Genomic DNA, 21,924 nt, shown 5'->3' on the forward strand with positions numbered 1-21,924 from the left:
AGCGCCGCCATGTTCCAGCCCGGCCACTTGCACCGCGCCAATCCGGTTGCCACCAGCGATCAACCGGCGTACAGCATCGATCTGTTCTATGAGGTGCGCCAGGATTCGGTCGAGGGCCCGATGTTGCACATGCGCCTGTGCGGAGAGATAGCGGGCAAGCAGTTCGAGGAACAGTTCGAGCTGCACCGAGACACCGCCTTCAACTTCGCCAGCGTCGCCAGCCGTATCGCCCGCAAGCACGGCCTGCCGGCCTCTACCAGCCTGCTGCTGCGTGATCATCAGGAGTACGACCATATGTTCGCCGATATCCGGGCCAAGCTCGGCAGTCATACCGGCGATCCGGTCGATCTCGACCATCTGGAGAAGGATGGCCTGTAAGCGCTAGCCGCTGATCCAGCGCTGGCGCGCCCAGCCGCTGAGGGCGTCGACCCCCAGCACCAGAATCAACATGGCCAGAATTACCGCTGCCGCCTGGGCTTGCTGGAACAGGCTGAGGTGGACGTAGAGCATCTGCCCCAGGCCGCCGGCGCCGACGAAGCCGAGCACGCTGGCCATGCGGATATTGTTTTCCCAGCGGTACAGCGAGTAGGCCAGCAGCTGCGGCCAGACGCCGGGTAGGGTGCCGTAGCAGAATGCCGCGACGGCGCTGCCACCGCCCAGGCGGATAGCCTCGGCTGGCGCGTCCGGGGTGTTTTCCAGGGCCTCGGCGAACAGCCGGCCGAGCACGCCGCAGGTGTGCAGCGCCAGGGCCAGGGTGCCGGCATTCGGCCCCAGGCCTGCGGCCAACACCACCAGGGCCGCCCAGACCAGCTCCGGCACCGCGCGCAGGGCGTTGAGCAGCAGGCGTGCGCCATTGCGCGGCAGCCAGCCGAGGCGTCCGGCGGCCGGCAAGGCCAGGGCCAGTCCCACGACTGCCGCCAGCAGCGTGCCGATGGCGGACATGGCCAGGGTCTCCAGCGCCGCGTCGCCGATCGAACGCAGGTGCCCGGCGGACAGGTCCGGGCGCAGAAAGCTCGCGGCATAGCCGGCCATCTGCTTGGGGTTGTCGCCGCCGAACAGCCCGCCGAGGTCGATGCCCAGGTAGAGGAAGGAAGCGACCACCGCCGCCAGCAGCGCCAGCAGCAGGGCGCCATTGCCCAGATGGCGCTTCACAGCAGTCGCGCCCGCAGCAGGCGGCTGAGCTGGTCGGCCAGCAGCACCAGGGCCAGGAAGGTCAGCAGCATGCTGGCCACCTCGGCGCCGGCGAACATGCGCATCGACAGTTCGATCTGCTGGCCCAGGCCGCCGGCGCCGACGAAGCCCATCACCACCGAGGCGCGGATCGCGCATTCCCAACGGTACACCGTGTAGGAGAGCATTTCCGCCGCGGCGTGGGGCAGCACGCCGTAGGCGAATGCCGCCAGGCGCGGACTGCCGGCCAGCAGCAGGGCGCGGCTGGGGCGCGGGTCGACCGACTCGAAAATCTCCGCATAGACCTTGCCGAGCATGCCGCTGTAGGTGATGGCGATGGCCAGCACGCCGGCGGTGGGGCCGAGGCCGACGGCGCGCACGAACAGCAGCGCCCAGACGATCTCCGGCACGCTGCGCAGCACGATCAGCAGGGCGCGCACCGGCCAGCGCAGCGTCTGCGCCCACCAGGCCGGACGACCGCCGCGGTGCAGTGCAGAGAGGGACAGCGCACGACTGGCCAGCAGCGCGCCGGGCACGGCAATCAGCAGCGCCAGGGCCATGCCGGCGGTGGCGATGGCCAGGGTTTCCAGGGTCGCGCGGCCCAGCAACTGGAGGAACCCGGGATCATGAGCCGGCGGCCAGAAGTCGTGGAGAAAACGCCCCATGTTCGCGGCGTTGTCGCTGTCGAACAGCACGCCCAGGTCCAGCTCGCTGAGACGCAGGCCCGGCCACAACAGCGACAGGGCGAGCAGGGTCAGGGCCAGGCGCGGCAGGGCGGCCGGGTCGCGTGGGGACGGCGTCAGCATCGCGGGATATGGGGGATCGGCTGAGGCGCTGGGGTCGCGGCCGGCGTGGCCTGCAGCTGGTCGTTGGCGTACAGGGCGGCCAGTTGCGCCGGCTGGATCGCCTTGGGCGGCAGGTCGAAGGCGATGCGTCCGTCGCGCAGGCCGATAATCCGTGGAAAGTGGGCCAGGGCCAGGTCCACCGCATGCAGGCTGGCCAGCAGGGTCAGGCCGCGGCTGTCGGCCTCGCGGTTGAGCACCCCCAGGGTGTGCCCGGCGAGCAGCGGGTCCATGGCCGATACCGGCTCATCGGCGAGGATGATTTCCGGCGCCTGGTACAGCGCGCGGGCAATGCCGACGCGCTGCAGCTGGCCACCGGACAGCTGGTCGCAGCGCTCGAACAGCTTCTCCGCCAGGTCCAGGCGGCCGAGGGCCGCGGCCGCGCCGGCGCTGTCGAGCGGATGCAGCAGGCTGAGCAGGCTGCGGGCCAGCGTCCACTGGCCGAGCTTGCCGGCCAGCACGGCGGTGACCACGCGCTGGCGTGGCGGCAGCGGCGGGCTCTGGTGGATCAGGCCGATGCGCGCGCGCAGGCGTTGGCGCTGGCGGGCGCTGAGCTGCCAGGGCTGCTGGTCGAGCACGCTGACCTGCCCGCTGCTGGGCCGCTGGCCGGTGGCGAGCAGGCGCAGCAGGCTGGTCTTGCCCGCGCCGGAGGGGCCGATGATCGCCACCCGTTCGCCGGGCTGGACGCGCAGGTCGATGTTGCTGAGCGCGACCCGGCCGTTGGCGTGGGCCAGGCCCACGCCCTCCAGGCTCAGGCTCACTGCAACAGGCCGGCCGCGCGGGCTGCTTCCTCGATGCCTTGGTAGTTATCCGCCTTGGTTTCGATGAAGCGGCTGGCGCCTTGCAGGTCGAGGATCGCCTTGTGCGCGGGATTGGCCGGGTCGAGGGCGAGGAATGCGCCCTGGAGCTTGTCGCGCAGGGCCGGCTCGAGGCTGCCGCGCACGGTCCAGTTGTAGTCGAAGTAGGGCGGGGTGGTGGCGATCACCCGGACCTTGTCGCTGTCGACCTTGCCGGCGGCGACCAGCTTGTCCCACACCGAGGCATTGAGCACGCCGCCATCGGCCTTGCCGGCCTGGACCCAGGCGGCGGTGGCGTCGTGGGCGCCGGAGTAGGCGATGCGGCTGAAAAACTGCTCGGGCTCGATGCCGTCCTGCAGCATGAAGTAGCGCGGCATCAGGCTGCCGGAGGTGGAGGATACCGAGCCGAAGGCGAAGGTCTTGCCCTTGAGGTCCTGCAGCGACTGCACGGCGGGATCGGCGCTGATGAACTTGCTGGTGAACTTCTCGTCCTCGGCGCGTTGCACCAGGGGAATCGCGTCACCGGTCTTCAGGCGCGCCTGGACGAAGGTGAAACCGCCCAGCCAGGCCAGGTCGATACGCTCGGCGGCGAGGGCTTCGACCACTGCGGCGTAGTCGGTGACCGGGACGAACTCGACCGGCATGCCGAGCTGCTGCTCGAGGTAGGCCCCCAGCGGTTCGAACTTGCGCAGCAGTTCGGTGGGTGCCTCATCGGGGATGGCCGAGACTCGCAGTGCTTCGGCGGCTTGGCTGATGACGCAGGAAAGGGACAGGGCGAGGCCGGCGACGAGCGCCAGGGATTTCTTGAGCTTCATGGGTTCTCCGGTTCAATAGCGGGGAAAGCGGGGGCGGATTATAGGGACATGGGCGCATTTGCGCAGCTTTCATTGGCGGCGCCGACCGTTAAGATGGGCCTTCCGTTGATTTGGGGAATTTGCCACATGACCGCTGCGTTGCCTTCGATCGCCTTCGCCGGCATCGGCCTGATGGGCCTGCCGATGACCCGCCGGCTGCTCGCCGCCGGCTATCCGCTGAGCGTCTGGAACCGTTCGCCGGACAAGTGCGCGCCGCTGCTGCAGCAGGGCGCACGCCGCGCCGCGAAGCCGGCCGATCTGTGTGCCGATGCCGAGGTGGTGCTGCTCTGCCTGGCCAATACCGAGGTGGTGCGCGAGGTGGTGTTCGGCCCCGGCGGCATCGTCGAGGGCGGCAAGCCCGGGCAGGTGCTGCTGGACATGTCCAGCCTGGAGCCGGCGGCGACCCGCGAGATGGCGGCCGAACTGCTGCAGCGCTGCGGCATGCATTGGGTGGACGCGCCGGTGTCGGGCGGTACCGCCGGCGCCGAAGCCGGCAGCCTGGCGATCATGGCCGGCGGGCGCGCGGAGGATGTCGAGCGGGTGCGGCCGATCCTCGCCCACCTGGGCCAGCGTCTCACCCACATGGGCGCGGTCGGCGCCGGCCAGGTGAGCAAGGTGTGCAACCAGATGATCGTCGCCTGCAATGCCCTGGTGATCGCCGAGGTGGTGGCCCTGGCCGAGCGCGCCGGGGTCGACGCCGGGCTGATCGCCCCGGCCCTGGCCGGCGGGTTCGCCGACTCCAAGCCGCTGCAGATTCTCGCCCCGCAGATGGCCAGCAGCCAGTTCGCGCCGGTCAAGTGGCATGTGCGCACCCTGCTCAAGGACCTGGATACCGCGGTCAAGCTGTCCCGCGAGATCGGCTCGGCGACCCCGCTCAGCGGCCTGGCGGCGCAGCTGATGCGCCTGCATGGCAGCCAGGGCAACCTGGAGAACGATCCGGCGACCCTGGTCGAGCTGTACCGCGAGGGCCAGGCATGAAGATCGCCGCCAACCTGTCGCTGCTGTTCGCCGAGGTGCCGCTGATCGAGCGCGTCGTCGCCGCCGCGGCGGCCGGTTTCGATGGCGTGGAGATCCAGTTTCCCTACGAGGTTCCGGCGATTCGCCTGAAGGAGGCCCTGGCGGCGGCGGGCCTGCCGCTGGTGCTGATCAACCTGCCGGCCGGCGACCTGTTGAGCGGTGGCGCCGGCCTGGCGGGCGTGCCGTCGCGCCGCGTGGCGTTCGCCGCGGCGCTGCAGGAGGCCCTGAGCTACGCGGCGATGGTGCGCCCGGCCTGCGTCAATGTGCTGCCGGGACGGCTGGCCGAGGGCGTCAGCCGGGAGCAGGCGCTGGCCACCCTGAGCGATAACCTGCGCCTGGCGGCCGAGGCCTTCGAGCTGCTGCGTATCCGGGTGCTGGTGGAGGCGATCAACCCGTTGGACATGCCCGGCTTCCTGATCAACACGCCACAGCAGCTGGACGAGCTGCTGCGCACGGTCGATCACCCGAACTGCCTGGCCCAGTACGACCTCTATCACATGGCCCGGCAGGGGCTCGATCCGGTTGCGGGAATCGAGCTGCTGGCCGGGCGTATCGGCCATGTGCAGTTCGCCGACTGTCCCGGCCGCGGGGCGCCCGGCAGCGGCAGCCTGGACTTCAGCGCGGCGCTGGCGGCGCTGCGGCGCAGCGGTTATCGCGGTTGGCTGGGGGCCGAATACAACCCCGGTGCGGCGGGCACGCGGGCCGGCCTGGATTGGCTGGCGAGATGGCGCGCGGACGCCTGAGGCTGGAGTCTCAGCCCGGCGGCGGCACGACGGCGGGGGCGTAGCACTCGATGCGATTGCGCCCGCGCTGCTTGGCCCGGTAGAGCACCTGGTCGGCGCATTTCACCAGCTCGCGCAGGCTCTGTCCGGGTTGCCACTGGGCCACGCCAAAGCTGGCGGTAACGCTGATCTGGGCGGCGGTCGGCTCGTTGGAGATCAGGATGCGCAGTTTTTCCGCGATCACCGCGGCATGCTCGAGATTGGTATGCGGCATGAGGATGACGAATTCCTCGCCGCCCCAGCGGCACAGGCAGTCGGATTCGCGCAGCTGCGCCTGGACGCGCTGGGCCACGGCGCGCAGGACCCGGTCGCCGGCATCGTGGCCATGCTGGTCGTTGACCACCTTGAAGTGATCGATGTCGAAGAACAGCAGGCTGAGCGGCAGCCCATAGCGCTCGGCGCGCTTGATCTCGTTGTGCGCCACTTCCTCCAGTTTCAGTCGGGTCCACAGTCCGGTGAGGGGATCGGTGTTGGCCACGCGCTCGAGTAGCAGGTTGCTGTCGCGCAGCTCCTGTTCGGCCTGCCTGCGTCGACTGACCTCCCGGCGCAGGCGCCGGGACAGGCGGGCGAAGCGCAAGGCGACGATCGCCATCAGCAGCAGGGCCAGCGCGGCGCCGGCGATGACCTGGTAGAGCAGGCGGTGATCGGGTTGCGTCATGCCCTGGTAGAGGAAACCGTCGAGATCACTCGAATCCTCGGCCATGCCCAGTTCCACATAGCTGTCGGCGATGGTCTGCCAGCGTCCGGGGTTCATGTGGCCGAGCTGAACCAGCTCCGGCATGATCAGCTTCTTCAGCTCCTCGGCCTCGAAGCGCAGGTGCTCCAGGGTCTTTTCCGGCGCATAGCGCTGCTGGATCAGCAGGATGCTTTCCTCGATGTTGTCCAGGGCGTACTGCCAGCCCTTGAGGCTGGCGTTGACGAAGGCCTCGACCTGCTCGGGGCGCTGCTCGAGCAGCGCCTCACGGGTGGCCAGCACATCGTTGTAGAAGTTGACCCCGTACTCGCGTGGGTTGATCAGGCGATAGTCGACCCCCTGCTGTTTGAGCCAGTACGGCTCGTTGGAGGTGTAGCCGTCGTAGGCGTCGGTGCGACCGTCGACCAGGTCCTGCGGGTCGAAGCCGGTCGGGCTGATCTGCAGGCGGTCGAGGTCGATGCCTTCGCGCAGCAGGGTGATGCGCAGCTCGGCGCTTTCCGGCGGCTCGAGCAGCATGGCGCGTTTGCCGGCCAGGTCGTGGACCGTGTAGATGCCCGAATCGGCGCGGACGATCCACACCACCGGCGAGGTCTGCATGATCGCCGCCAGCGCCACCACCGGCTTGCCGCGCAGGCGGGCGATGACCAGGCCGCTGTTGGCGATGGCGAAATCGACCTCGCCGGCCAGCAGGGCGCCGATTGGCCTGGCGGCCTGGGGGCCGCCCGGGAGGATCTGCACATCCAGCCCGGCCTGGCGGTAGAAGCCTTTCTCCAGGGCCATGTAGTAGCCGGCGAACTGGAACTGGTGCAGCCAGCGCAGTTGCAGGCGCAGTTTTTCCGCTGCCAGCGCTTCGAATGGCCAGAGCAACTGGGTGATGAGCAGACCGATGGCCAGCCATAGCGAACGGCCGGCGGCAGGCGCCGAGGGCTGGATGGCAAGCTGGCTGGCAATGGGTACTGACATGAAGGCCCGTCGCTGGTCTGGCGTTTTGATGCCTGCTATGACGATGGACAGCGAACGCCATGGCGTCAACCGGCCGGCGTTCAGCGACAGCGCGTCAGCAGGGGCAGGGATTCGGCCGCAGCCGGCTGCTGGCGCAGGAAGTCCAGCAGCTGCAGCAGCGGCAATGGCCGGCTGAGCAGGTAGCCTTGCAGGTAGTCGCAACCATGTTCCTGGAGGAAGGCCAGCTGTTGCGGAGTCTCCACCCCTTCGGCGACGACCTTCAGGTGCAGGGTGTGGGCCATGGCGATGACCGCCTGGATGATCTCCATGTCCTGGCGCGAGGCCGGGACGTCCTGGATGAAGGAGCGGTCGATCTTCAGGGTGTCGAGGGGCAGGCGCTTGAGGTAGGCCAGCGAGGAGTAGCCGGTGCCGAAATCATCGATGGACAGGCTCACGCCCAGCTCGCGGATCTGCTGCAGCAAGGCGACGGCGCGGTTGATGTTGCCCATCAGGGCGTTCTCGGTCACCTCCAGTTCCAGGCGTTGGGCGGCGACCCCGGAGCTGCCCAGGGCATCGCGCACCTCCTTGAGCAGTTCCTCCCGGCCCAGGTTCAGCGCCGAGCAGTTCACCGCGACGCGCAGCTGCGGGTAGCCGGTATCGCCCAGCAGGCAGAGGTCGCGGCAGGCGCGCAGCAATACCCAGGCGTCGAGTTCGCCGATGAAGCCATTGGCTTCGGCGATGCCGACGAAGCGGTCCGGGGTCAGCAGGCCGTGCTCCGGGTGCTGCCAGCGCACCAGGGCCTCCAGCTTGCTCACCTGGCCGCTGTGCAGGTCGAGGATCGGCTGGTAGTACAGCAGCAGGCCCTGGTCGCGTTGCAGCGCGGTGCGCAGTTGCTCTTCCAGCTGCAGTTCGAAGCTGGCCTTGATCTTCAGTGGCGCGCTGAAGAACTGGGCGTTGTTGCGGCCGCTGCCCTTGGATTGGTAGAGGGCGAGGTCCGCGTGCTTGAGCAGCTCCTCGCAGCTTTCCCCGTCCTTGGGGAACAGGCTGATGCCGATGCTGGTGCTCATCACCATGCTGCGTCCGGCCAGGACCACCGGCTCCTTGATGCGCTGCATCACCCGCTGCGCCAGGTGCCGCGCTTCGTCGTTGTCGATCAGGCTGGCGATCACGCAGAACTCGTCGCCGCCGAAGCGGGCGATCACGTCGTTGCCGCGCAGCACGCCGCGGATGCGCTCGGCGAACACCCTGAGCATCTCGTCGCCGGCGGCATGGCCGAGGCTGTCGTTGATCCGTTTGAAGTGATCGATGTCGAGGAACATCACCGCCAGCGGCGTACCCCGCTGCCGATGCTCCTGGATCTTCTCGGCAAAGGCCTCCTCCAGGCCCTGGCGATTGAGCAGGTCGGTCAGGCTGTCGAACTGGGCGACCTGTTGCAGCGAGGCGCGCGCGTGGTCGAGCTGGGTCAGCAGCGAGCTGACCTGCAGCTGTTCGCGCTCCTTGTGCTCCTGCTTGCGGTCGGCCCAGGTCGCGGCCAGGCTGGCGCCGATGCTCAGCAGGGCCACGCTGCCGACGGTCAGAGCCAGTTGCAGGGCATTGGCGGCGCCCTGCTGGTGCAGGGCGGTGCCCAGTGGCACCGCCAGGCTCAGCGAGGCCATGCCGACAAAATGCATCAACGCCATGGCCAGGCCCAGTAGCGCTCCGGCGGCGCCCTGGCAGAGCGTGCGCCGCTCGCCGCGCAGCTGGCGGGCATGCCGGTTGAGCAGCAGCGCGGCGAAACTGCAGGCCAGGGTCAGCGCCACGGCCAGGGCCAGCAGCCAGGGTTGGAAGTACAGGGTGGCGGTCGAGCGTACGGCGTTCATGCCGCCGTAATGGCTGGCCGTGATGCCCAGGCCAATGCACAGGGCGGCGAGCGCGCACTGCCGCGTGCCCAGTTGGCGCTGATCCAGCAGGTGCATCGCCAGCAGCGCCGGAACGAAGGCTGCGAGCAGCGCGAGGAGGGTGGTCGGCAGGTCGTAGCGGATGGCAATCGGTGCCTGCAGGGCCAGCATGGCGATGAAGTGCAGCGACCAGGCGCCGCCGGCCAGGCCCAGGGCGCCCATCCAGCACCACAGGCTGCGGGTGCCTGGGCGCTGGCAACCGTGGGCGCGTTCGGCCATGTCCAGGGCGGCGTAGCCGGCGGCGGCGGCCACCAGGCAGGCCAGCGCCACCAGCCAGGGGTTGTGGGTGAGTTCGAGGATCAGCTGGCCGCCGTGGGGGATGTCAGAGGTCAATCGCAGGTAAAGCCAGTCCATAGCGTGCTCTCTCCCTTACACCTGTCGATGGGGGGTCGCGTCATGCCGTCAGTATAGTGAGGGCCCTTGTCCGACAAGGGGGGATGGGGCAATGGTCGTGACTTTTTGGCGATCAGGCTTATCGCCATTCGATCCAAGAGTCTGGCCCTCGGCGGCCGGCGCTGCACCGCAGAAACGCGACAGGCCCGCATAGGCGGGCCTGTCGTGTCGAGCGGGCGGGACGTTTAGCCGGCCACCAGTACGCGGATCGCCTCCAGGCGCAGGGCCGCCTTGTCGAGCATGGCCAGGCCCTGTTCGCGCTGCTGGCGCAGGGCGTTCAGCTCGTCGTCGCGCACGCTGGGGTTGACCGCCTGCAGGGCGGTCAGGCGCGCCAGTTCCTCGTCGACCTCGGCGGCCAGGCGACGCTTGGCCTCGGCGACCCGCTCGGCGTGACGCGGGGCGATCTTGTCCTCGCCGGCGTTGATCAGCGGGCTCAGGGCATCGCGCTGGGCCTGGACGAACTTGTTGGCGCTGGCCCGCGGCACGCTTTCCAGCTGGTCGTTGAGGGTCTCGAAGGCGACCTTGCCGGCCAGGTCGTTGCCGTTGGCGTCGAGCAGGCAGCGCAGCGCCGCCGGCGGCAGGTAGCGGCCGAGCTGCAGGGTGCGCGGCGCCACCACCTCGCTGACGTAGAGCAGCTCCAGCAGCACGGTGCCAGGCTTGAGCGCCTTGTTCTTGATCAGCGCGACGCCGGTGTTGCCCATGGAGCCGGAACGCACCAGGTCCATGCCGCCCTGCACCATGGGGTGTTCCCAGGTGAGGAACTGCATGTCCTCGCGGGCCAGGGCCTGGTTGCGGTCGTAGGTGATGGTCACCCCCTCGTCGCTGCCCAGGGGGAAGCTGGCGTCCAGCATCTTCTCGCTGGGGCGCAGGATCAGGGCGTTTTCCGAGTGGTCCTCGCTGTCGATGCCGAAGGCGTCGAACAGCGCTTCCATGTAGATCGGCAGGGCGAACTGGTCGTCCTGCTCGAGGATCGCCTCGACCAGCGCCTCGCCCTCGCCGGCGCCGCCGGAGTTGAGTTCCAGCAGGCGGTCGCGGCCGGCGTGCAGTTCGCTCTCCAGGCGCAGGCGCTCCGCCTTGGCGTCGTCCACCAGGCGCTGCCACTGCTCGTCGTCGCCGCCTTCGAGCAGCGGCAGCAGGCGGGCGCCGAACTGGTGCTGCAGGGCGTTGCCGGTAGGGCAGGTGGCGAGGAAGGCGTTGAGGCCCTGGTGGTACCAGTGGAACAGGCGTTCCTGGGGGCTGTTTTCCAGGTAGGGCACGTGCAGCTGGATGCGGTGCTTCTGGCCGATGCGGTCGAGGCGGCCGATGCGCTGCTCGAGCAGGTCGGGGTGGGCTGGCAGGTCGAACAGCACCAGGTGGTGGGCGAACTGGAAGTTGCGACCCTCGCTGCCGATTTCCGAACAGATCAGCACCTGGGCGCCGAATTCCTCGTCGGCGAAGTAGGCGGCGGCGCGGTCGCGCTCGAGGATGCTCATGCCCTCGTGGAACACCGTGGCGGGAATGCCCTTGCGCACACGCAGGGCGTGCTCCAGGTCCATGGCGGTCTCGGCGTGGGCGCAGATCACCAGGACCTTGAACTTCTTGAGCATCTTCAGGGTGTCGATCAGCCACTCGACCCGTGGGTCGAAGTGCCACCAGCGCTGCTCGTCGTCGACCTCGGGCTGGGCCTGGAAGCTGACCTCGGGGTAGAGGTCAGGGTGCTCGCCGATCGGCAGCTCCATGTACTCGTCCGGGCTCGGCAGCGGGTAGGGGTGCAGCTCGCGCTCGGGGAAGCCCTGCACCGCCGCGCGGGTGTTGCGAAACAGCAGGCGGCCGGTGCCGTGGCGGTCGAGCAGCTCGCGCACCAGGCGCGCCGCGGCTTCCTGGTCGCCATCGTTGACCGCGGCCAGCAGGCCTTCGCCTTCCATGCCGAGGAAGTCGTGGATGGTGCGGTGTGCGGTGGTCGACAGCTGGCCCTTGTCCAGCAGCTCCTGCACCGCCTCGGCGACCGGGCGGTAATGGGCGCTCTCGGCGCGAAAGGCCTCCAGATCATGGAAACGGTGCGGGTCGAGCAGGCGCAGGCGGGCGAAGTGGCTGTCCTGGCCGAGCTGTTCGGGAGTCGCGGTGAGCAGCAGCACGCCGGGGATGACGCCGGCCAGTTGCTCGACGAGGGCGTATTCCGGGCTGGCATGCTCCGGATGCCAGACCAGGTGGTGGGCCTCGTCGACCACCAGCAGGTCCCAGCCGGCGGCGAACAAGGCATCCTGGGCGCGCTCGTCCTCGCGCAGCCACTCCAGGGCGACCAGGGCCAGCTGGGCGTCCTCGAAGGGGTTGCTGGCGTCGCTCTCGATGAAACGCTCGGCGTCGAACAGCGCCACCTCGAGGTTGAAGCGCCGGCGCATCTCCACCAGCCACTGGTGCTGGAGGTTCTCCGGCACCAGGATCAGCACCCGGCTGGCGCGGCCGGTGAGCAGCTGGCGATGGATCACCAGGCCGGCCTCGATGGTCTTGCCCAGGCCCACTTCGTCGGCCAGCAGCACCCGCGGGGCGATGCGATCGGCCACTTCGCGGGCGATGTGCAGCTGGTGGGCGATGGGTTGCGCGCGGGCGCCGCCCAGGCCCCAGAGCGGTGACTGCAGCTGCTTGCTGGTGAACTCCAGGGTGCGGTAGCGCAGGGCGAACCAGGGCAGCGGGTCGATCTGGCCGGCGAACAGGCGATCGCTGGCCAGGCGGAACTGGATGAAGTTCGACAGCTGGGTTTCCGGCAGGCTGATGCTTTCGTGCTGGCCATTGAGGCCGTGGTAGACCAGCAGGCCGTCGATGTCCTCGACCTCCTGCACGGTCAGCTTCCAGCCCTCGAAATGGGTGATCTCGTCGCCCGGGGCGAAGCGCACGCGGGTCAGCGGGGCATTGCGCGCAGCGTACTGGCGGGTCTCGCCAGTGGCCGGGTAGAGCACGGTGAGCATGCGGCCGTCCTGCATCAGGATGGTTCCCAAGCCCAGCTCCGCTTCGCTGTCACTGATCCAGCGTTGCCCCGGTTCGTATTGCGCCATGCCTGTCTCCCCGCGTAAAAAAGCCGGCTATGGTAACGGAACGTCGGGCCCAGGCCAAAGGCGCAATACACCTGCCAGGCACTTAACGGCGTCGCCCGAGTCGAAAGTGTAGTTAGGCTGCTCTCAAGTCGGCGTGCAGCTGGCCGACAGCCTGACCAAAGGAGGGCGTAATAACGTGCTACCCCCCATCCCCCACAGCCTGGCACCGGTCACGGTGCAGCGGGACGTGATCAAGCCCAAGCCCGAGGTGCCGCCGGTGACGCCGGCGGCCGAGGGGGCCAAGGAAAGCGGCGTCAGCCTGGACAAGCGCCACCCGCAGGAGGCCGCCGAGCTGCTGCGCGAAGAGCAGCGCCAACGCCAGCGGCGCGGCTACAGCGCCGAAGAGCTGGCCGAGGGCGAGGTGGAGCAGGAGGATGCGCCACTGCTCGACGAGCTGCCGCGCCAGGGCCTGTGGGTGGATGTGGAGGTCTGAGCCGCGCACAATGCCGGCATCCACCCGACGCTTTTACCGACGAATCACCAGTGAGCCTGTTCCCCGATACCCCGTTGCAGTTGGCCGATGCCCAGTTGGACTTCCAGCCGGGCTGGCTCGACGCGCCGACGGCCGACAGCTGGCTGGGCCAGCTGCTGCAGGAAACGCCCTGGCAGCAGCCGCAGCTGCGCCTCTACGGGCGCCTGCACCCGGTGCCGCGCCTGGTGGCCTGGTACGGCGATGCCGAGGCGAGCTACCGCTATTCCGGCCTGATCCACCGACCGCTGCCCTGGACGCCGCTGCTGGCGCATATCCGCCAGCGCCTGGAGGCGGCGGTGGGGCAGCCGCTCAACGGCGCGCTGCTCAACTACTACCGCGATGGCCAAGACTCCATGGGCTGGCACAGCGACGACGAGGCGGAACTGGGCGCCAACCCGTTGATCGTCTCGCTCAACCTGGGCGGCACCCGGCGCTTCGACCTGCGCCGCAAGGGGGGCTCGGGCATCGAGCACTCCCTGGAGCTGGGCCACGGATCGCTACTGGTCATGGCCGGCCCGACGCAGCATTATTGGCAGCATCAAGTGGCGAAGACGCGCCGGCCCAGCGCGCCGCGTCTGAACCTGACCTTTCGCCTAATCCGGTCGCCCGCATGAGCAAAGACGAAAACCTGATCGATTTCAGCGCCGAGCGCGACAAGCGCATCCATGACCTGCACGACAAGCGCCTCGACGAGATGCGCCAGAAGTTCGAGCAGGTGCTGCCGTTGGCCAAGGCCAGGAAGAAGGCCAAGGGCAAGCCGAAGAAGCGCTGAGTCGCCGCGTCAGCCAAGCCGATCCGTTGATCTGGATCAGCTTTTCCCCGCCTGTTGTTATCCCGCCTCACGGGCCCTTGACCTGGATCAAGGATCGCCCTGCTGCCCCTGCTAACTTGCCGTCATCGCGACAGGCTCAAGACAGGAGGCCAGCATGTTCATCGATGTGGTAGTTCTCGCCGGAGTCGGCACCGTCGGCCTGATGCTGGCCTTCTTCGCCGGCGTCGGTTATTTCATCTGGAAGGATTCGCACGGGCGCAAGCAGGGCTAGTTGCGCCGAAGGGGCACAGGCACGCAAGGCAATTCGGGCGACTCAGGTCGCCCTTTTTTTTGTTGCCGGGCACTGCCGGCACTCCCGCTAGTCGAGGCGCTTGCTGACCCGCAGCACCGCGACGCCCAGCATCAGCACGGTGAATGCCAGCAGCGCCAGCATTTCCGGCCAGAGTTCCAGCAGGCCGGCGCTGCGCAGCATGATGCCGCGCGCCAGGCGCAGGAAGTGGGTCAGCGGCAGCAGCTCGGCGAACCACTGTGCGGCCCGGGGCATGCCGGCGAAGGGGAACATGAAGCCGGACAGCAGGATCTGCGGCAGGAAGGTGAAGAAGGCCATCTGCATGGCCTGGAACTGGGTGCGCGCCAGGGTCGAGAGGAATACCCCGAGGGCCAGGCTGGCGACGATGAACAGCAAGGCGGCGCCGTACAGCTGCAGCAGCGAACCGCGCACCGGCACGGCGAACAGCAGGCCGCCGACCAGCAGGATCACCGTTACCTGAATCAGGCCGATGCCGACGAACGGCAGGACCTTGCCCAGGGTCAGTTCCCAGGGCGACAGCGGCGTGGCGATCAGCATCTCCAGGTTGCCGCGTTCGCGCTCGCGCACCAGGGCGATGGCGGTGAACATCACCAGGGTCATGGTGAGGATCACCCCGATCAGCCCCGGCACCGTATTCAGCGCGGCGCGCCGCTCGGGGTTGTAGAAATTGACCACCTCCACCGCCTGGCGGTTGCCCCAGCCCGGCAGCGGATAGGCCGCCAGCTGCCGGGCCGAGGCCTGCACGCTCTGGTCCGATCCGTCGACCAGCAGCTGCAGCGGCGGGCGCTCGCGGCGTTGCAGGCGGGTCTCGAAATCCGCCGGCAGCACCAGGGCGGCGCTGATCTTGCCCTGGCGCAGCAGGTCGTCCAGCTGCTGTGGGCTGTGGGCCCGATAGCGCAGCTCGAGCACCTGGCTGGAGCCGATCTCCGCCACCACCTCACGCGCGCGCGCCGTGCCGGCCTGGTCCAGCACGGCGGCGTCGATGCCGCGCACGTCCATGTTGATGGCATAGCCGAACAGCACCAGCTGCAGCAGCGGGATGCCGACGATCATGGCGAAGGTCAGGCGGTCGCGGCGCAGCTGGCGCAGCTCCTTGATGACGATCGCACTCAGCCGGCGCAGGTTCATCGGCGTGCCTGCACGGGTTGCTGGGTGACGCTGACGAAGACGTCCTCGAGGTTGGCCGGGGCCTCCTGCAGGCGGGCGTCGATCCGCGCGTCGTCCAGGCGCGCGGCAACCGCGGCGCGGGCGTCGGCACCGGCCACCAGCACCCGCAGGCTGGCGCCGATCTGCGCCATGGCCAGCACCTGCGGGCAGCCCTGCAGCGCGCGCTGGGCCTGGCGCGGCTGCGCGCACTGGATCAGCAGCGGCCGGCCTGGCAGGGCGTCGAGCAGCTCGCGCGGGCTGCCATCGGCGACCAGGCGGCCGTCATCGAGGATACCCAGGCGGGTACAGCGCTCGGCCTCGTCCATGTAGTGGGTGGACACCAGCAGGGTGGTGCCGGCCTCGGCCAGCTCGAACAGCGAATCCCAGAACTCGCGGCGCGACTGCGGGTCGACCGCGCTGGTGGGCTCGTCCAGCAGCAGCAAGTCGGGCTGGTGCAGCACCGCGCCGGCCAGGGCCAGGCGCTGCTTCTGCCCGCCACTGAGGGTGCCGGCCATCTGCCGGCGGCGGTCGGCCAGCCAGTAGCGCTCCAGCAGCTGCTCGATGCGCGGCCGAGCCGCAGCCTTGCTCAGGCCCTGGACGGCGGCGAGAAACTGCAGGTTCTCCAGCACGCTGAGGTCCTCGTACAGCGAGAACTTCTGGGTCATGTAGCCGATGCGCCGCTTCAGCGTCTCGGCGTCGCGGGGGATCTGGCAGCCGAGCACCTCGATCTCCCCGGCGCTGGGCAGCAACAGGCCGCAGAGCATGCGGATGGTGGTGGACTTGCCGGAGCCGTTGGGGCCGAGGAAGCCGAACACCTCGGCGCGGCGCACCTCCAGGTCGAGTCGGTCGACCGCGCTCAGGGTGCCGAAGCGCTTGCTCAGGCCGCGGCAGCGGATCACCGCGTCTGCGCTACTCATGGTGCTGGCGCTCGGCGCGCAGGGGCAGGCCGGCCGGCAGGCGGCGCGCCGCCTCGCCCTGCAGGCGCAGTTCGGCGCGGTACATCAGGCGGCTGGCGTCGTCGCCGCTGAGGGCGAAGTAGGGGGTGAAGCTGGCCTCGCTGCGGATGCTGCCGACTATGGCGGTGAACGGCTGGGCGACGCCCTCGACCCGCACCTGCAGGCTGTCGCCCAGGGCGATGCCCGCGCGCTGGCTGGCGGGGATGTAGACCCGCGCGTAGGGCTGCTCGCCGACCAGCAGGCTGACCAGTTCGGCGCCACGCGGCGGCTGGTCGCCGGGCTTGAACGGCAGGGCGTCGACCCGGCCGGCGCGTGGCGCGTGCAGGCGCAGGCGCTGGCCCTCGAGCCGCAACAGCTCCAGGCTGGCGCGGGTGCCCTGCAGGCGCGCGGCAGCCTGTTCCAGCTGTTCGGGGCGGGTGCCGTTGCTCAGTTCGCGCAGCTGGGCGTCGGCCGCACGGCTGGCCGCGCGGGCCTGGTCGCGGCTGGCGCGGGCGCGATCCAGCTCGGCATCGGCGAGCAGGCCGCGCCGGTGCAGGGTGGCGCTGCGCTGGAAGCTGCGTTCGGCATCGACCTGGGCGGCGCGGTTTCGCGCCAGGCGGGCCTGGGCCGCCTCGATGCTCTCCAGCCGCGCGCCATTGCTCAGCTCGCGCAGGCGCGCCTCGGCGCCGGCGACTTCGGCGCGGGCCTGGGCGATGCGCGCGTCCTGGCGCCGCGGGTCCAGCTCCAGCAGCAGCTGGCCGGCCGCGACCCGCTCGCCCTCGACCACGTGCCAGCGCAGCACGGGTTCCGATAGCTCGGCCGGCAGGCCGATACGGTCCCATTCCAGGGTGCCGAGCAGCACCGTCTCGCCCGCGCGCTCGCAGCTGCCGAGGAGGGTGAGCAGCAGCAGGCCCGGCAGCAGTCTGGGCATTTCAGGCCTCCATCCCGCGTTCGAGCAGGGCCAGGGTGTGGGCGACCAGCGCCTCGTCACCGATCTGCGGGTTGGCGAAGATGCCGCGCCATAACGGCGCGGCGGCGTAGGGCAGCATGGTCAGGCCGATCAGCGAGACCACCAGCAGGCGCGGGTCCAGGTCCGGGTTGAGGGCGCCGCGGGCCTGGGCGGCGGCGAAGCGCTGGGCCAGCAGCAGGGGGATCAGCGGGGCGATGCGTTGGCTCAGCTGTTCGCGCAGCATGCCGCCCTCGCAGAGAATCTCGCGCACCCACAGCGGCGGAATCCACGGGTGCTCGATCACCATCTCGCTCATGCCGCGGACGAAACGCCCGACCAGTTCACGGGGGTCGTCGCCGGCCTGCTGCAGGCCGCTGGCGACGCCGCGGATCAGCGGCAGGAAGCGCTCCTCGATCATCGCCTCGACCAGGCGCGTCTTGTTGCCGAAGTAGTAGTTGACCAGGGCCGGGGTGACCCCGGCCTGCTCGGCGATGCCGCGCAGGCTGGAGGCCTTGATGCCGGCATGGGCGAAGGCCTCCACGGCGGCATCGAGCAGGCGTTCGCGCTGCTGGGGGGCATCGCCGCTGGGCCGGCCAGGTGAGCGGGGGCGGGACATGCGCGGCTCCGGGGTCGCGGCGTTTATTTAAATATAAGTTTAATTAAACGCCGCGAACGGGCCGGGTCATCTGCCGAACGGCAGTCTGCACGCCGTGGGCGCGATCAGGCAGGGGAAGGGCAGGCGGCTGGGCACCCCACTAGAGGTGTCCAGCCGGGGGCGCCCAGCCGGGGGCGCCCAGCCGGGGACGCCCAGTCGGGGGCTAGGCGCCCCCGGGAACGACTCAGCGGGTGCCGAGGAAGTCGCGCTTGCCGACCGCGACGCCGTTGTGGCGCAGGATGGCGTAGGCGGTGGTGTAGTGGAAATAGAAGTTGGGCAGGACGTGGTCGAGGAGGAAGGCCTGGCCCTGGAAGTGGGTTTCCTTGTCGCGGCGCTTGAGGGTCACGGTGCGCTCTTCGCTGCCGTCGATCTGCCCGGGACTGACGGCCTGGAGGAATTCCAGGGTCTTGGCGATGCGCGCCTGCAACTCGGCCAGGGTGGTTTCGTCGTCGGCATGGCTCGGCGGTTCGACGCCGGCCAGCAGGGCGACGCCGGCCTTGGCGCCGTCGCAGGCGATCTGCACCTGGCGGCTCAGGGGAAACATGTCGGGCGCCAGGCGCGCGTTGAACAGCACGCTCGGGTCGAACTTGCGCGCCTCGGCGTCGGCCGCGGCGAGGCCGAGAATGGTCGACAGGTTGTTAAGCTGGCGGACGAAGACCGGGATGGACGCTTGGTACATGGACAGGGACATGGAGCTCTCCAGGGAGGTGCGTGGGATGCGGCGAGGAAGAAGACAGACCGCCGTTGTGGCGGTCTGTCGACAGGTGTGCGGGTTAGACCGGGAAGTTTGCCCCGGGTTGCCCGCAGGCTAGCCGATGTGGATCGGCGGCAGTTCGGTCAGCTCCACGGTCTGCTGCTTGCGCGGGGCGAGAATCTCGGCCTCGCCATCGACCACCAGCTCGTCGCGCTGGTTGAACACCCGGGTGGCGATGCGCACGCGGAACTTCGGCAGTTTCTCGAGGATTTCCAGGCGCACGGTGAGGGTGTCGCCGAGTTTCACCGGCAGGGTGAAGCGCATGGTCTGGCCCAGGTAGATGGTGCCGGGGCCGGGCAGTTCGCAGGCCACCGCCGCGCTGATCAGGGCGCCACTGAACATGCCGTGGGCGATGCGCTCCTTGAACATGGTGCCGGCCGCGTACTCGGCATCCAGGTGCACCGGGTTGTGGTCGCCGGACATCGCGGCGAACAGCTGGATATCGCGCTCCTCGACGGTCTTGCTGTAGCTGGCGGTCTGGCCGACCTCGAGGGCTTCGTAGGGCGTGTTGCTGGTCTGGGTCATGAGATCTCCTTGGCTTTGCGTGTGCGGTGGCGGCTGTGGTTCAGGGCTTGGTTCAGCCAGCCGATCAGGTAGGCGGTCACCTCGTCGCGGTTGCGCTCGTTGAGCAACTCGTGGCGGGCGTCCGGGTAGGTTTTCAGCTGTACCCGCTTGAGGCCGGCTTGTCGCAGGGCTTCGGACAGGTCGCGCAGGCGCTTGCCGGCGCTGACCGGGTCGTGATCGCCGCCGATCACCAGCAGCGGCAGGTCGCTGTCGATCTGCTCGAGGTGCTGGGTCTGGCTGATGTGCTGCAGGCCGCCGAGCAGGTCGAGCCAGAGCTGGTTGGTGCAGAGGAAGCCGCACAGCGGGTCGTCGATGTAGTTGTCCACCTCCCTGGGGTCGCGGCTCAGCCAGTCGAACGTCGTGCGGTTGGGCTTGAAGGCCTTGTTGAACGAGCCGAAGGACAGCAGGTCGATCAGCCTGCTGCGGCCATGGGCGCCCTGGCGCCAACGCTCGAAGCGCGCCACCAGGCGGGCCAGGCGATAGAGCCAGATCGGCTGGTAGTTGGAGCCCGAGAGTATGGCGCCCTGCAGGCTGCAGCTGTGGTGCATCAGGTAGGCCTGGCCGATGTAGCTGCCCATGCTGTGGCCGAGCAGGAAGATCGGTGTCTGCGGGTGGCGCTGGCGGATATGGTGGTTGAGGCAGGCCAGGTCGCCAATCACCAGGTTCCAGCCGTTGTCGTCGGCATAGTGGCCGAGGCGGCCGTGGCTGGCGGTCTGGCCATGGCCACGCTGGTCGTGGGCGAACAGCTCGTAGCCGGCCGCCGTCAGCGCGCCCCCCAGGCGGTCGTAGCGGCCGCTGTGCTCGGCCATGCCGTGGGCCAGCATGATCACGGCCTTGGGCGGCGCCTCCGGCGACCAGCGGTTCACGTACAGGGGCGTTGCATCACTGCTGTTCAGCCAGAATGCTTCGTGGTGCATGGCGAATCCTTGAGCCTGCGGGAGTCGGCATTGTAGAGGCAGGCCCCGGGCTTTCCCAGCCGCACGAGCGGATCGAGGATTCACGCGATCTATGACGATCGTACCAGTCTTTCCGTGCCGTACTGGAACTGTTAAGTTCGACGCAGATCCTGGCGTGACTCGGCAAGTTCTTGCGCGGTCCCGCTTGGCAGGGGAAATCATCTCGAGGAAGAGGACAATAATAAATGCAGCCTGATTTCTGGAACGACAAGCGCCCGGCCGGCGTACCCAGCAACATCGACCTGGACGCCTACAAATCGGTGATCGAGGTGTTCGAGCGCTCTTGCAAGAAGTTCGCCGACCGCCCAGCCTTCACCAACATGGGCGTGACCCTGACCTATGCCGAGCTGGACCGTCTGTCCGCCGCCTTCGCCGGCTACCTGCAGAAGCACACCGACCTGCAGCCCGGCGACCGCATCGCCGTGCAGATGCCCAATATCCTGCAGTACCCGGTCGCCGTGTTCGGTGCCATGCGCGCCGGGCTGATCGTGGTCAACACCAACCCGCTGTACACCACCCGGGAGATGCGCCACCAGTTCAAGGACGCCGGCGTGCGTGCGCTGGTCTACCTCAACATGTTCGGCAAGCTGGTGCAGGAGGTGCTGGGCGATACCGAGATCGAGTACCTGATCGAGGCCAGGATGGGTGACCTGATGCCGAGCCTGAAGGGTTGGCTGGTCAATACCCTGGTGAAGAAGGTCAAGAAGATGGTGCCGGACTACCAGCTGCCCCAGGCCGTGCCGTTCAAGCAGGCGCTGGCCGAGGGGCACGGCTATGACATCAAGCCGGTGAAGGTCGGCCATGACGACATCGCGGTGCTGCAGTACACCGGCGGCACCACCGGGGTGGCCAAGGGCGCGATGCTGACCCACGGCAACCTGGTGGCCAACATGCTGCAGGTCAATGCCTGCATGTCGCAGCTCGGCGCTGACGGTACGCCGCTGATGAAGCCGGCCCAGGAAGTGATGATCGCGCCGCTGCCGCTGTACCACATCTATGCCTTCACCGCGAACTGCATGTGCATGATGGTCAATGGCAACCACAACGTGCTGATCACCAACCCTCGGGACATCGCCGGCTTCGTCAAGGAGCTGGGCAAGTGGAAGTTCTCCGCGCTGCTGGGCCTCAACACCCTGTTCGTCGCCCTGATGGACCACCCGAAGTTCAAGGACCTGGATTTCTCCCACCTCAAGCTCACCAACTCCGGCGGCACCGCCCTGGTCAAGGCCACCGCCGAGCGCTGGCAGGCCATGACCGGCTGCGCCGTGACCGAGGGCTATGGCCTGACCGAGACCTCGCCGGTGGCCAGCGCCAATGGCTATGGCGACAAGGCGCGCCTGGGTACGGTCGGCGTGCCGGTACCGGGCACGGCGTTCAAGACCATCGATGACGATGGCAACGAAATGCCCATCGGCGAGCGCGGCGAGCTGTGCATCAAGGGGCCGCAGGTGATGAAGGGCTACTGGCAGCGCGAGGAAGCCACGGCCGAGGTGCTGGACGCCGAAGGCTGGTTCAAGACCGGCGACATCGCGGTGATCGACCCGGACGGCTTCGTGCGCGTCGTCGACCGCAAGAAGGACATGATCATCGTCTCCGGCTTCAACGTGTACCCCAACGAGATCGAGGACGTGGTCATGGCCCATCCCAAGGTCGCCAGTTGCGCGGCCATCGGTGTGCCCGACGAGAAGTCCGGCGAGGCGGTCAAGCTGTTCGTGGTACCGCGCAGCGGCGACCTCAGCGTCGAGGAGCTCAAGGCCTACTGCAAGGAAAACTTCACCGGCTACAAGGTGCCCAGGCACATCGTTTTCAAGGACGCGCTACCTATGACCCCGGTCGGCAAGATCCTCCGTCGCGAACTGCGCGATATCGCCTGATCCCTCCCAGGCTGGCGCCACCCGTGGGTGGCGCCAGTTCA

22 protein-coding genes are annotated in these 21,924 nt (G+C 68.7%); 8 read left to right on the forward strand and 14 right to left on the reverse strand.

All coding sequences use genetic code 11. The features are described from left to right. Nucleotides 1–9 precede the first annotated feature (9 nt). On the forward strand, nucleotides 10–378 hold the full coding sequence (locus LPB260_RS11405; protein WP_208708843.1) for a DUF5064 family protein: 369 nt from the start codon (nucleotides 10–12) through the stop codon (nucleotides 376–378). A 3-nt stretch (nucleotides 379–381) separates the two neighbouring features. Here the strand turns inward: LPB260_RS11405 and phnE are convergent, their stop codons facing one another. From phnE to LPB260_RS11425, 4 genes are read right to left on the reverse strand one after another with little or no spacing between them, the layout of a single operon-like run. Then, on the reverse strand, nucleotides 382–1,152 hold the full coding sequence (phnE, locus tag LPB260_RS11410) for a phosphonate ABC transporter, permease protein PhnE (protein ID WP_208708844.1): 771 nt from the start codon (nucleotides 1,150–1,152) through the stop codon (nucleotides 382–384). Then, nucleotides 1,149–1,976 carry an ABC transporter permease gene (locus LPB260_RS11415; protein ID WP_208708845.1) on the reverse strand — a complete coding sequence of 276 codons (828 nt, stop codon included), beginning with the start codon at nucleotides 1,974–1,976 and terminating at the stop codon, nucleotides 1,149–1,151. The genes phnE and LPB260_RS11415 overlap by 4 nt, the downstream gene beginning before the upstream one ends. Next, nucleotides 1,970–2,773, reverse strand: a complete 804-nt coding sequence (locus LPB260_RS11420) for a phosphonate ABC transporter ATP-binding protein (protein ID WP_208708846.1) — start codon at nucleotides 2,771–2,773, stop codon at nucleotides 1,970–1,972. The genes LPB260_RS11415 and LPB260_RS11420 overlap by 7 nt, the downstream gene beginning before the upstream one ends. After that, entirely contained in the window at nucleotides 2,770–3,624 is an 855-nt protein-coding gene (locus LPB260_RS11425; RefSeq protein ID WP_208708847.1) for a putative selenate ABC transporter substrate-binding protein, read from the reverse strand. The genes LPB260_RS11420 and LPB260_RS11425 overlap by 4 nt, the downstream gene beginning before the upstream one ends. Nucleotides 3,625–3,750: 126 nt before the next feature. On the opposite strand from LPB260_RS11425, the gene LPB260_RS11430 reads away from it, so the two are divergent. Both LPB260_RS11430 and LPB260_RS11435 read left to right on the forward strand, forming a co-directional pair. Then, the gene (locus LPB260_RS11430; RefSeq protein WP_208708848.1) at nucleotides 3,751–4,641 is read left to right on the forward strand and encodes an NAD(P)-dependent oxidoreductase; all 891 of its coding nucleotides are present in this window, start codon (nucleotides 3,751–3,753) and stop codon (nucleotides 4,639–4,641) included. Beyond that, nucleotides 4,638–5,423: a hydroxypyruvate isomerase family protein gene (locus LPB260_RS11435; RefSeq protein WP_208708849.1), complete on the forward strand. Its 786-nt coding sequence runs from the start codon at nucleotides 4,638–4,640 to the stop codon at nucleotides 5,421–5,423. The genes LPB260_RS11430 and LPB260_RS11435 overlap by 4 nt, the downstream gene beginning before the upstream one ends. Nucleotides 5,424–5,433: 10 nt before the next feature. Here LPB260_RS11435 and LPB260_RS11440 read toward each other — a convergent pair whose 3' ends face one another. The 3 genes from LPB260_RS11440 to rapA form a co-directional block, all read right to left on the reverse strand. Then, nucleotides 5,434–7,119 carry a GGDEF domain-containing protein gene (locus LPB260_RS11440; protein WP_208708850.1) on the reverse strand — a complete coding sequence of 562 codons (1,686 nt, stop codon included), beginning with the start codon at nucleotides 7,117–7,119 and terminating at the stop codon, nucleotides 5,434–5,436. Nucleotides 7,120–7,199: 80 nt separating this feature from the next. After that, entirely contained in the window at nucleotides 7,200–9,389 is a 2,190-nt protein-coding gene (locus tag LPB260_RS11445) for a bifunctional diguanylate cyclase/phosphodiesterase (protein WP_208708851.1), read from the reverse strand. Nucleotides 9,390–9,613: 224 nt separating this feature from the next. Then, on the reverse strand, nucleotides 9,614–12,457 hold the full coding sequence (gene rapA, locus LPB260_RS11450) for an RNA polymerase-associated protein RapA (protein ID WP_208708852.1): 2,844 nt from the start codon (nucleotides 12,455–12,457) through the stop codon (nucleotides 9,614–9,616). Between the two features lie 175 nt (nucleotides 12,458–12,632). Here rapA and LPB260_RS11455 point away from each other — a divergent pair, with 175 nt between their 5' ends. From LPB260_RS11455 to ccoM, 4 genes are all read left to right on the forward strand, one after another. Further along, the gene (locus tag LPB260_RS11455; protein WP_208708853.1) at nucleotides 12,633–12,929 is read left to right on the forward strand and encodes an aspartate-semialdehyde dehydrogenase; all 297 of its coding nucleotides are present in this window, start codon (nucleotides 12,633–12,635) and stop codon (nucleotides 12,927–12,929) included. Nucleotides 12,930–12,979: 50 nt separating this feature from the next. After that, nucleotides 12,980–13,582, forward strand: coding sequence for an alpha-ketoglutarate-dependent dioxygenase AlkB (locus tag LPB260_RS11460; protein WP_208708854.1), 603 nt, complete (start codon nucleotides 12,980–12,982; stop codon nucleotides 13,580–13,582). Beyond that, complete coding sequence (locus LPB260_RS11465) at nucleotides 13,579–13,740, forward strand: hypothetical protein (RefSeq protein ID WP_208708855.1); 162 nt, start codon at nucleotides 13,579–13,581, stop codon at nucleotides 13,738–13,740. Before LPB260_RS11460 ends, LPB260_RS11465 begins: the two co-directional genes overlap by 4 nt. 154 nt (nucleotides 13,741–13,894) lie before the next feature. After that, complete coding sequence (ccoM, locus tag LPB260_RS29175) at nucleotides 13,895–14,011, forward strand: cytochrome c oxidase subunit CcoM (RefSeq protein WP_305888806.1); 117 nt, start codon at nucleotides 13,895–13,897, stop codon at nucleotides 14,009–14,011. Between the two features lie 87 nt (nucleotides 14,012–14,098). Here the strand turns inward: ccoM and LPB260_RS11470 are convergent, their stop codons facing one another. The 7 genes from LPB260_RS11470 to LPB260_RS11500 all read right to left on the reverse strand — a co-directional run bounded on the left by LPB260_RS11470 (nucleotide 14,099) and on the right by LPB260_RS11500 (nucleotide 19,970). Then, nucleotides 14,099–15,178, reverse strand: coding sequence for an ABC transporter permease (locus LPB260_RS11470; protein WP_208708856.1), 1,080 nt, complete (start codon nucleotides 15,176–15,178; stop codon nucleotides 14,099–14,101). After that, nucleotides 15,175–16,113, reverse strand: a complete 939-nt coding sequence (locus LPB260_RS11475) for an ABC transporter ATP-binding protein (protein WP_218281515.1) — start codon at nucleotides 16,111–16,113, stop codon at nucleotides 15,175–15,177. Before LPB260_RS11475 ends, LPB260_RS11470 begins: the two co-directional genes overlap by 4 nt. After that, nucleotides 16,106–17,062 (reverse strand): HlyD family secretion protein, encoded by a 957-nt coding sequence (locus tag LPB260_RS11480; RefSeq protein WP_208708857.1) that lies wholly within the window; start codon nucleotides 17,060–17,062, stop codon nucleotides 16,106–16,108. Before LPB260_RS11480 ends, LPB260_RS11475 begins: the two co-directional genes overlap by 8 nt. 1 nt (nucleotide 17,063) lies before the next feature. Further along, complete coding sequence (locus LPB260_RS11485) at nucleotides 17,064–17,696, reverse strand: TetR/AcrR family transcriptional regulator (RefSeq protein WP_208708858.1); 633 nt, start codon at nucleotides 17,694–17,696, stop codon at nucleotides 17,064–17,066. Between the two features lie 223 nt (nucleotides 17,697–17,919). Then, nucleotides 17,920–18,426, reverse strand: coding sequence for a DUF1993 family protein (locus LPB260_RS11490; RefSeq protein WP_208708859.1), 507 nt, complete (start codon nucleotides 18,424–18,426; stop codon nucleotides 17,920–17,922). A 117-nt stretch (nucleotides 18,427–18,543) separates the two neighbouring features. Next, nucleotides 18,544–19,014 carry a MaoC family dehydratase gene (locus LPB260_RS11495; RefSeq protein WP_208708860.1) on the reverse strand — a complete coding sequence of 157 codons (471 nt, stop codon included), beginning with the start codon at nucleotides 19,012–19,014 and terminating at the stop codon, nucleotides 18,544–18,546. Next, entirely contained in the window at nucleotides 19,011–19,970 is a 960-nt protein-coding gene (locus LPB260_RS11500) for an alpha/beta hydrolase (protein ID WP_208708861.1), read from the reverse strand. The genes LPB260_RS11495 and LPB260_RS11500 overlap by 4 nt, the downstream gene beginning before the upstream one ends. Nucleotides 19,971–20,194: 224 nt before the next feature. Here LPB260_RS11500 and fadD2 point away from each other — a divergent pair, with 224 nt between their 5' ends. Further along, nucleotides 20,195–21,883, forward strand: a complete 1,689-nt coding sequence (gene fadD2 / locus LPB260_RS11505; RefSeq protein WP_208708862.1) for a long-chain-fatty-acid--CoA ligase — start codon at nucleotides 20,195–20,197, stop codon at nucleotides 21,881–21,883. Nucleotides 21,884–21,924: the final 41 nt, after the last annotated feature.

This window comes from Pseudomonas sp. LPB0260, from assembly GCF_013388395.1.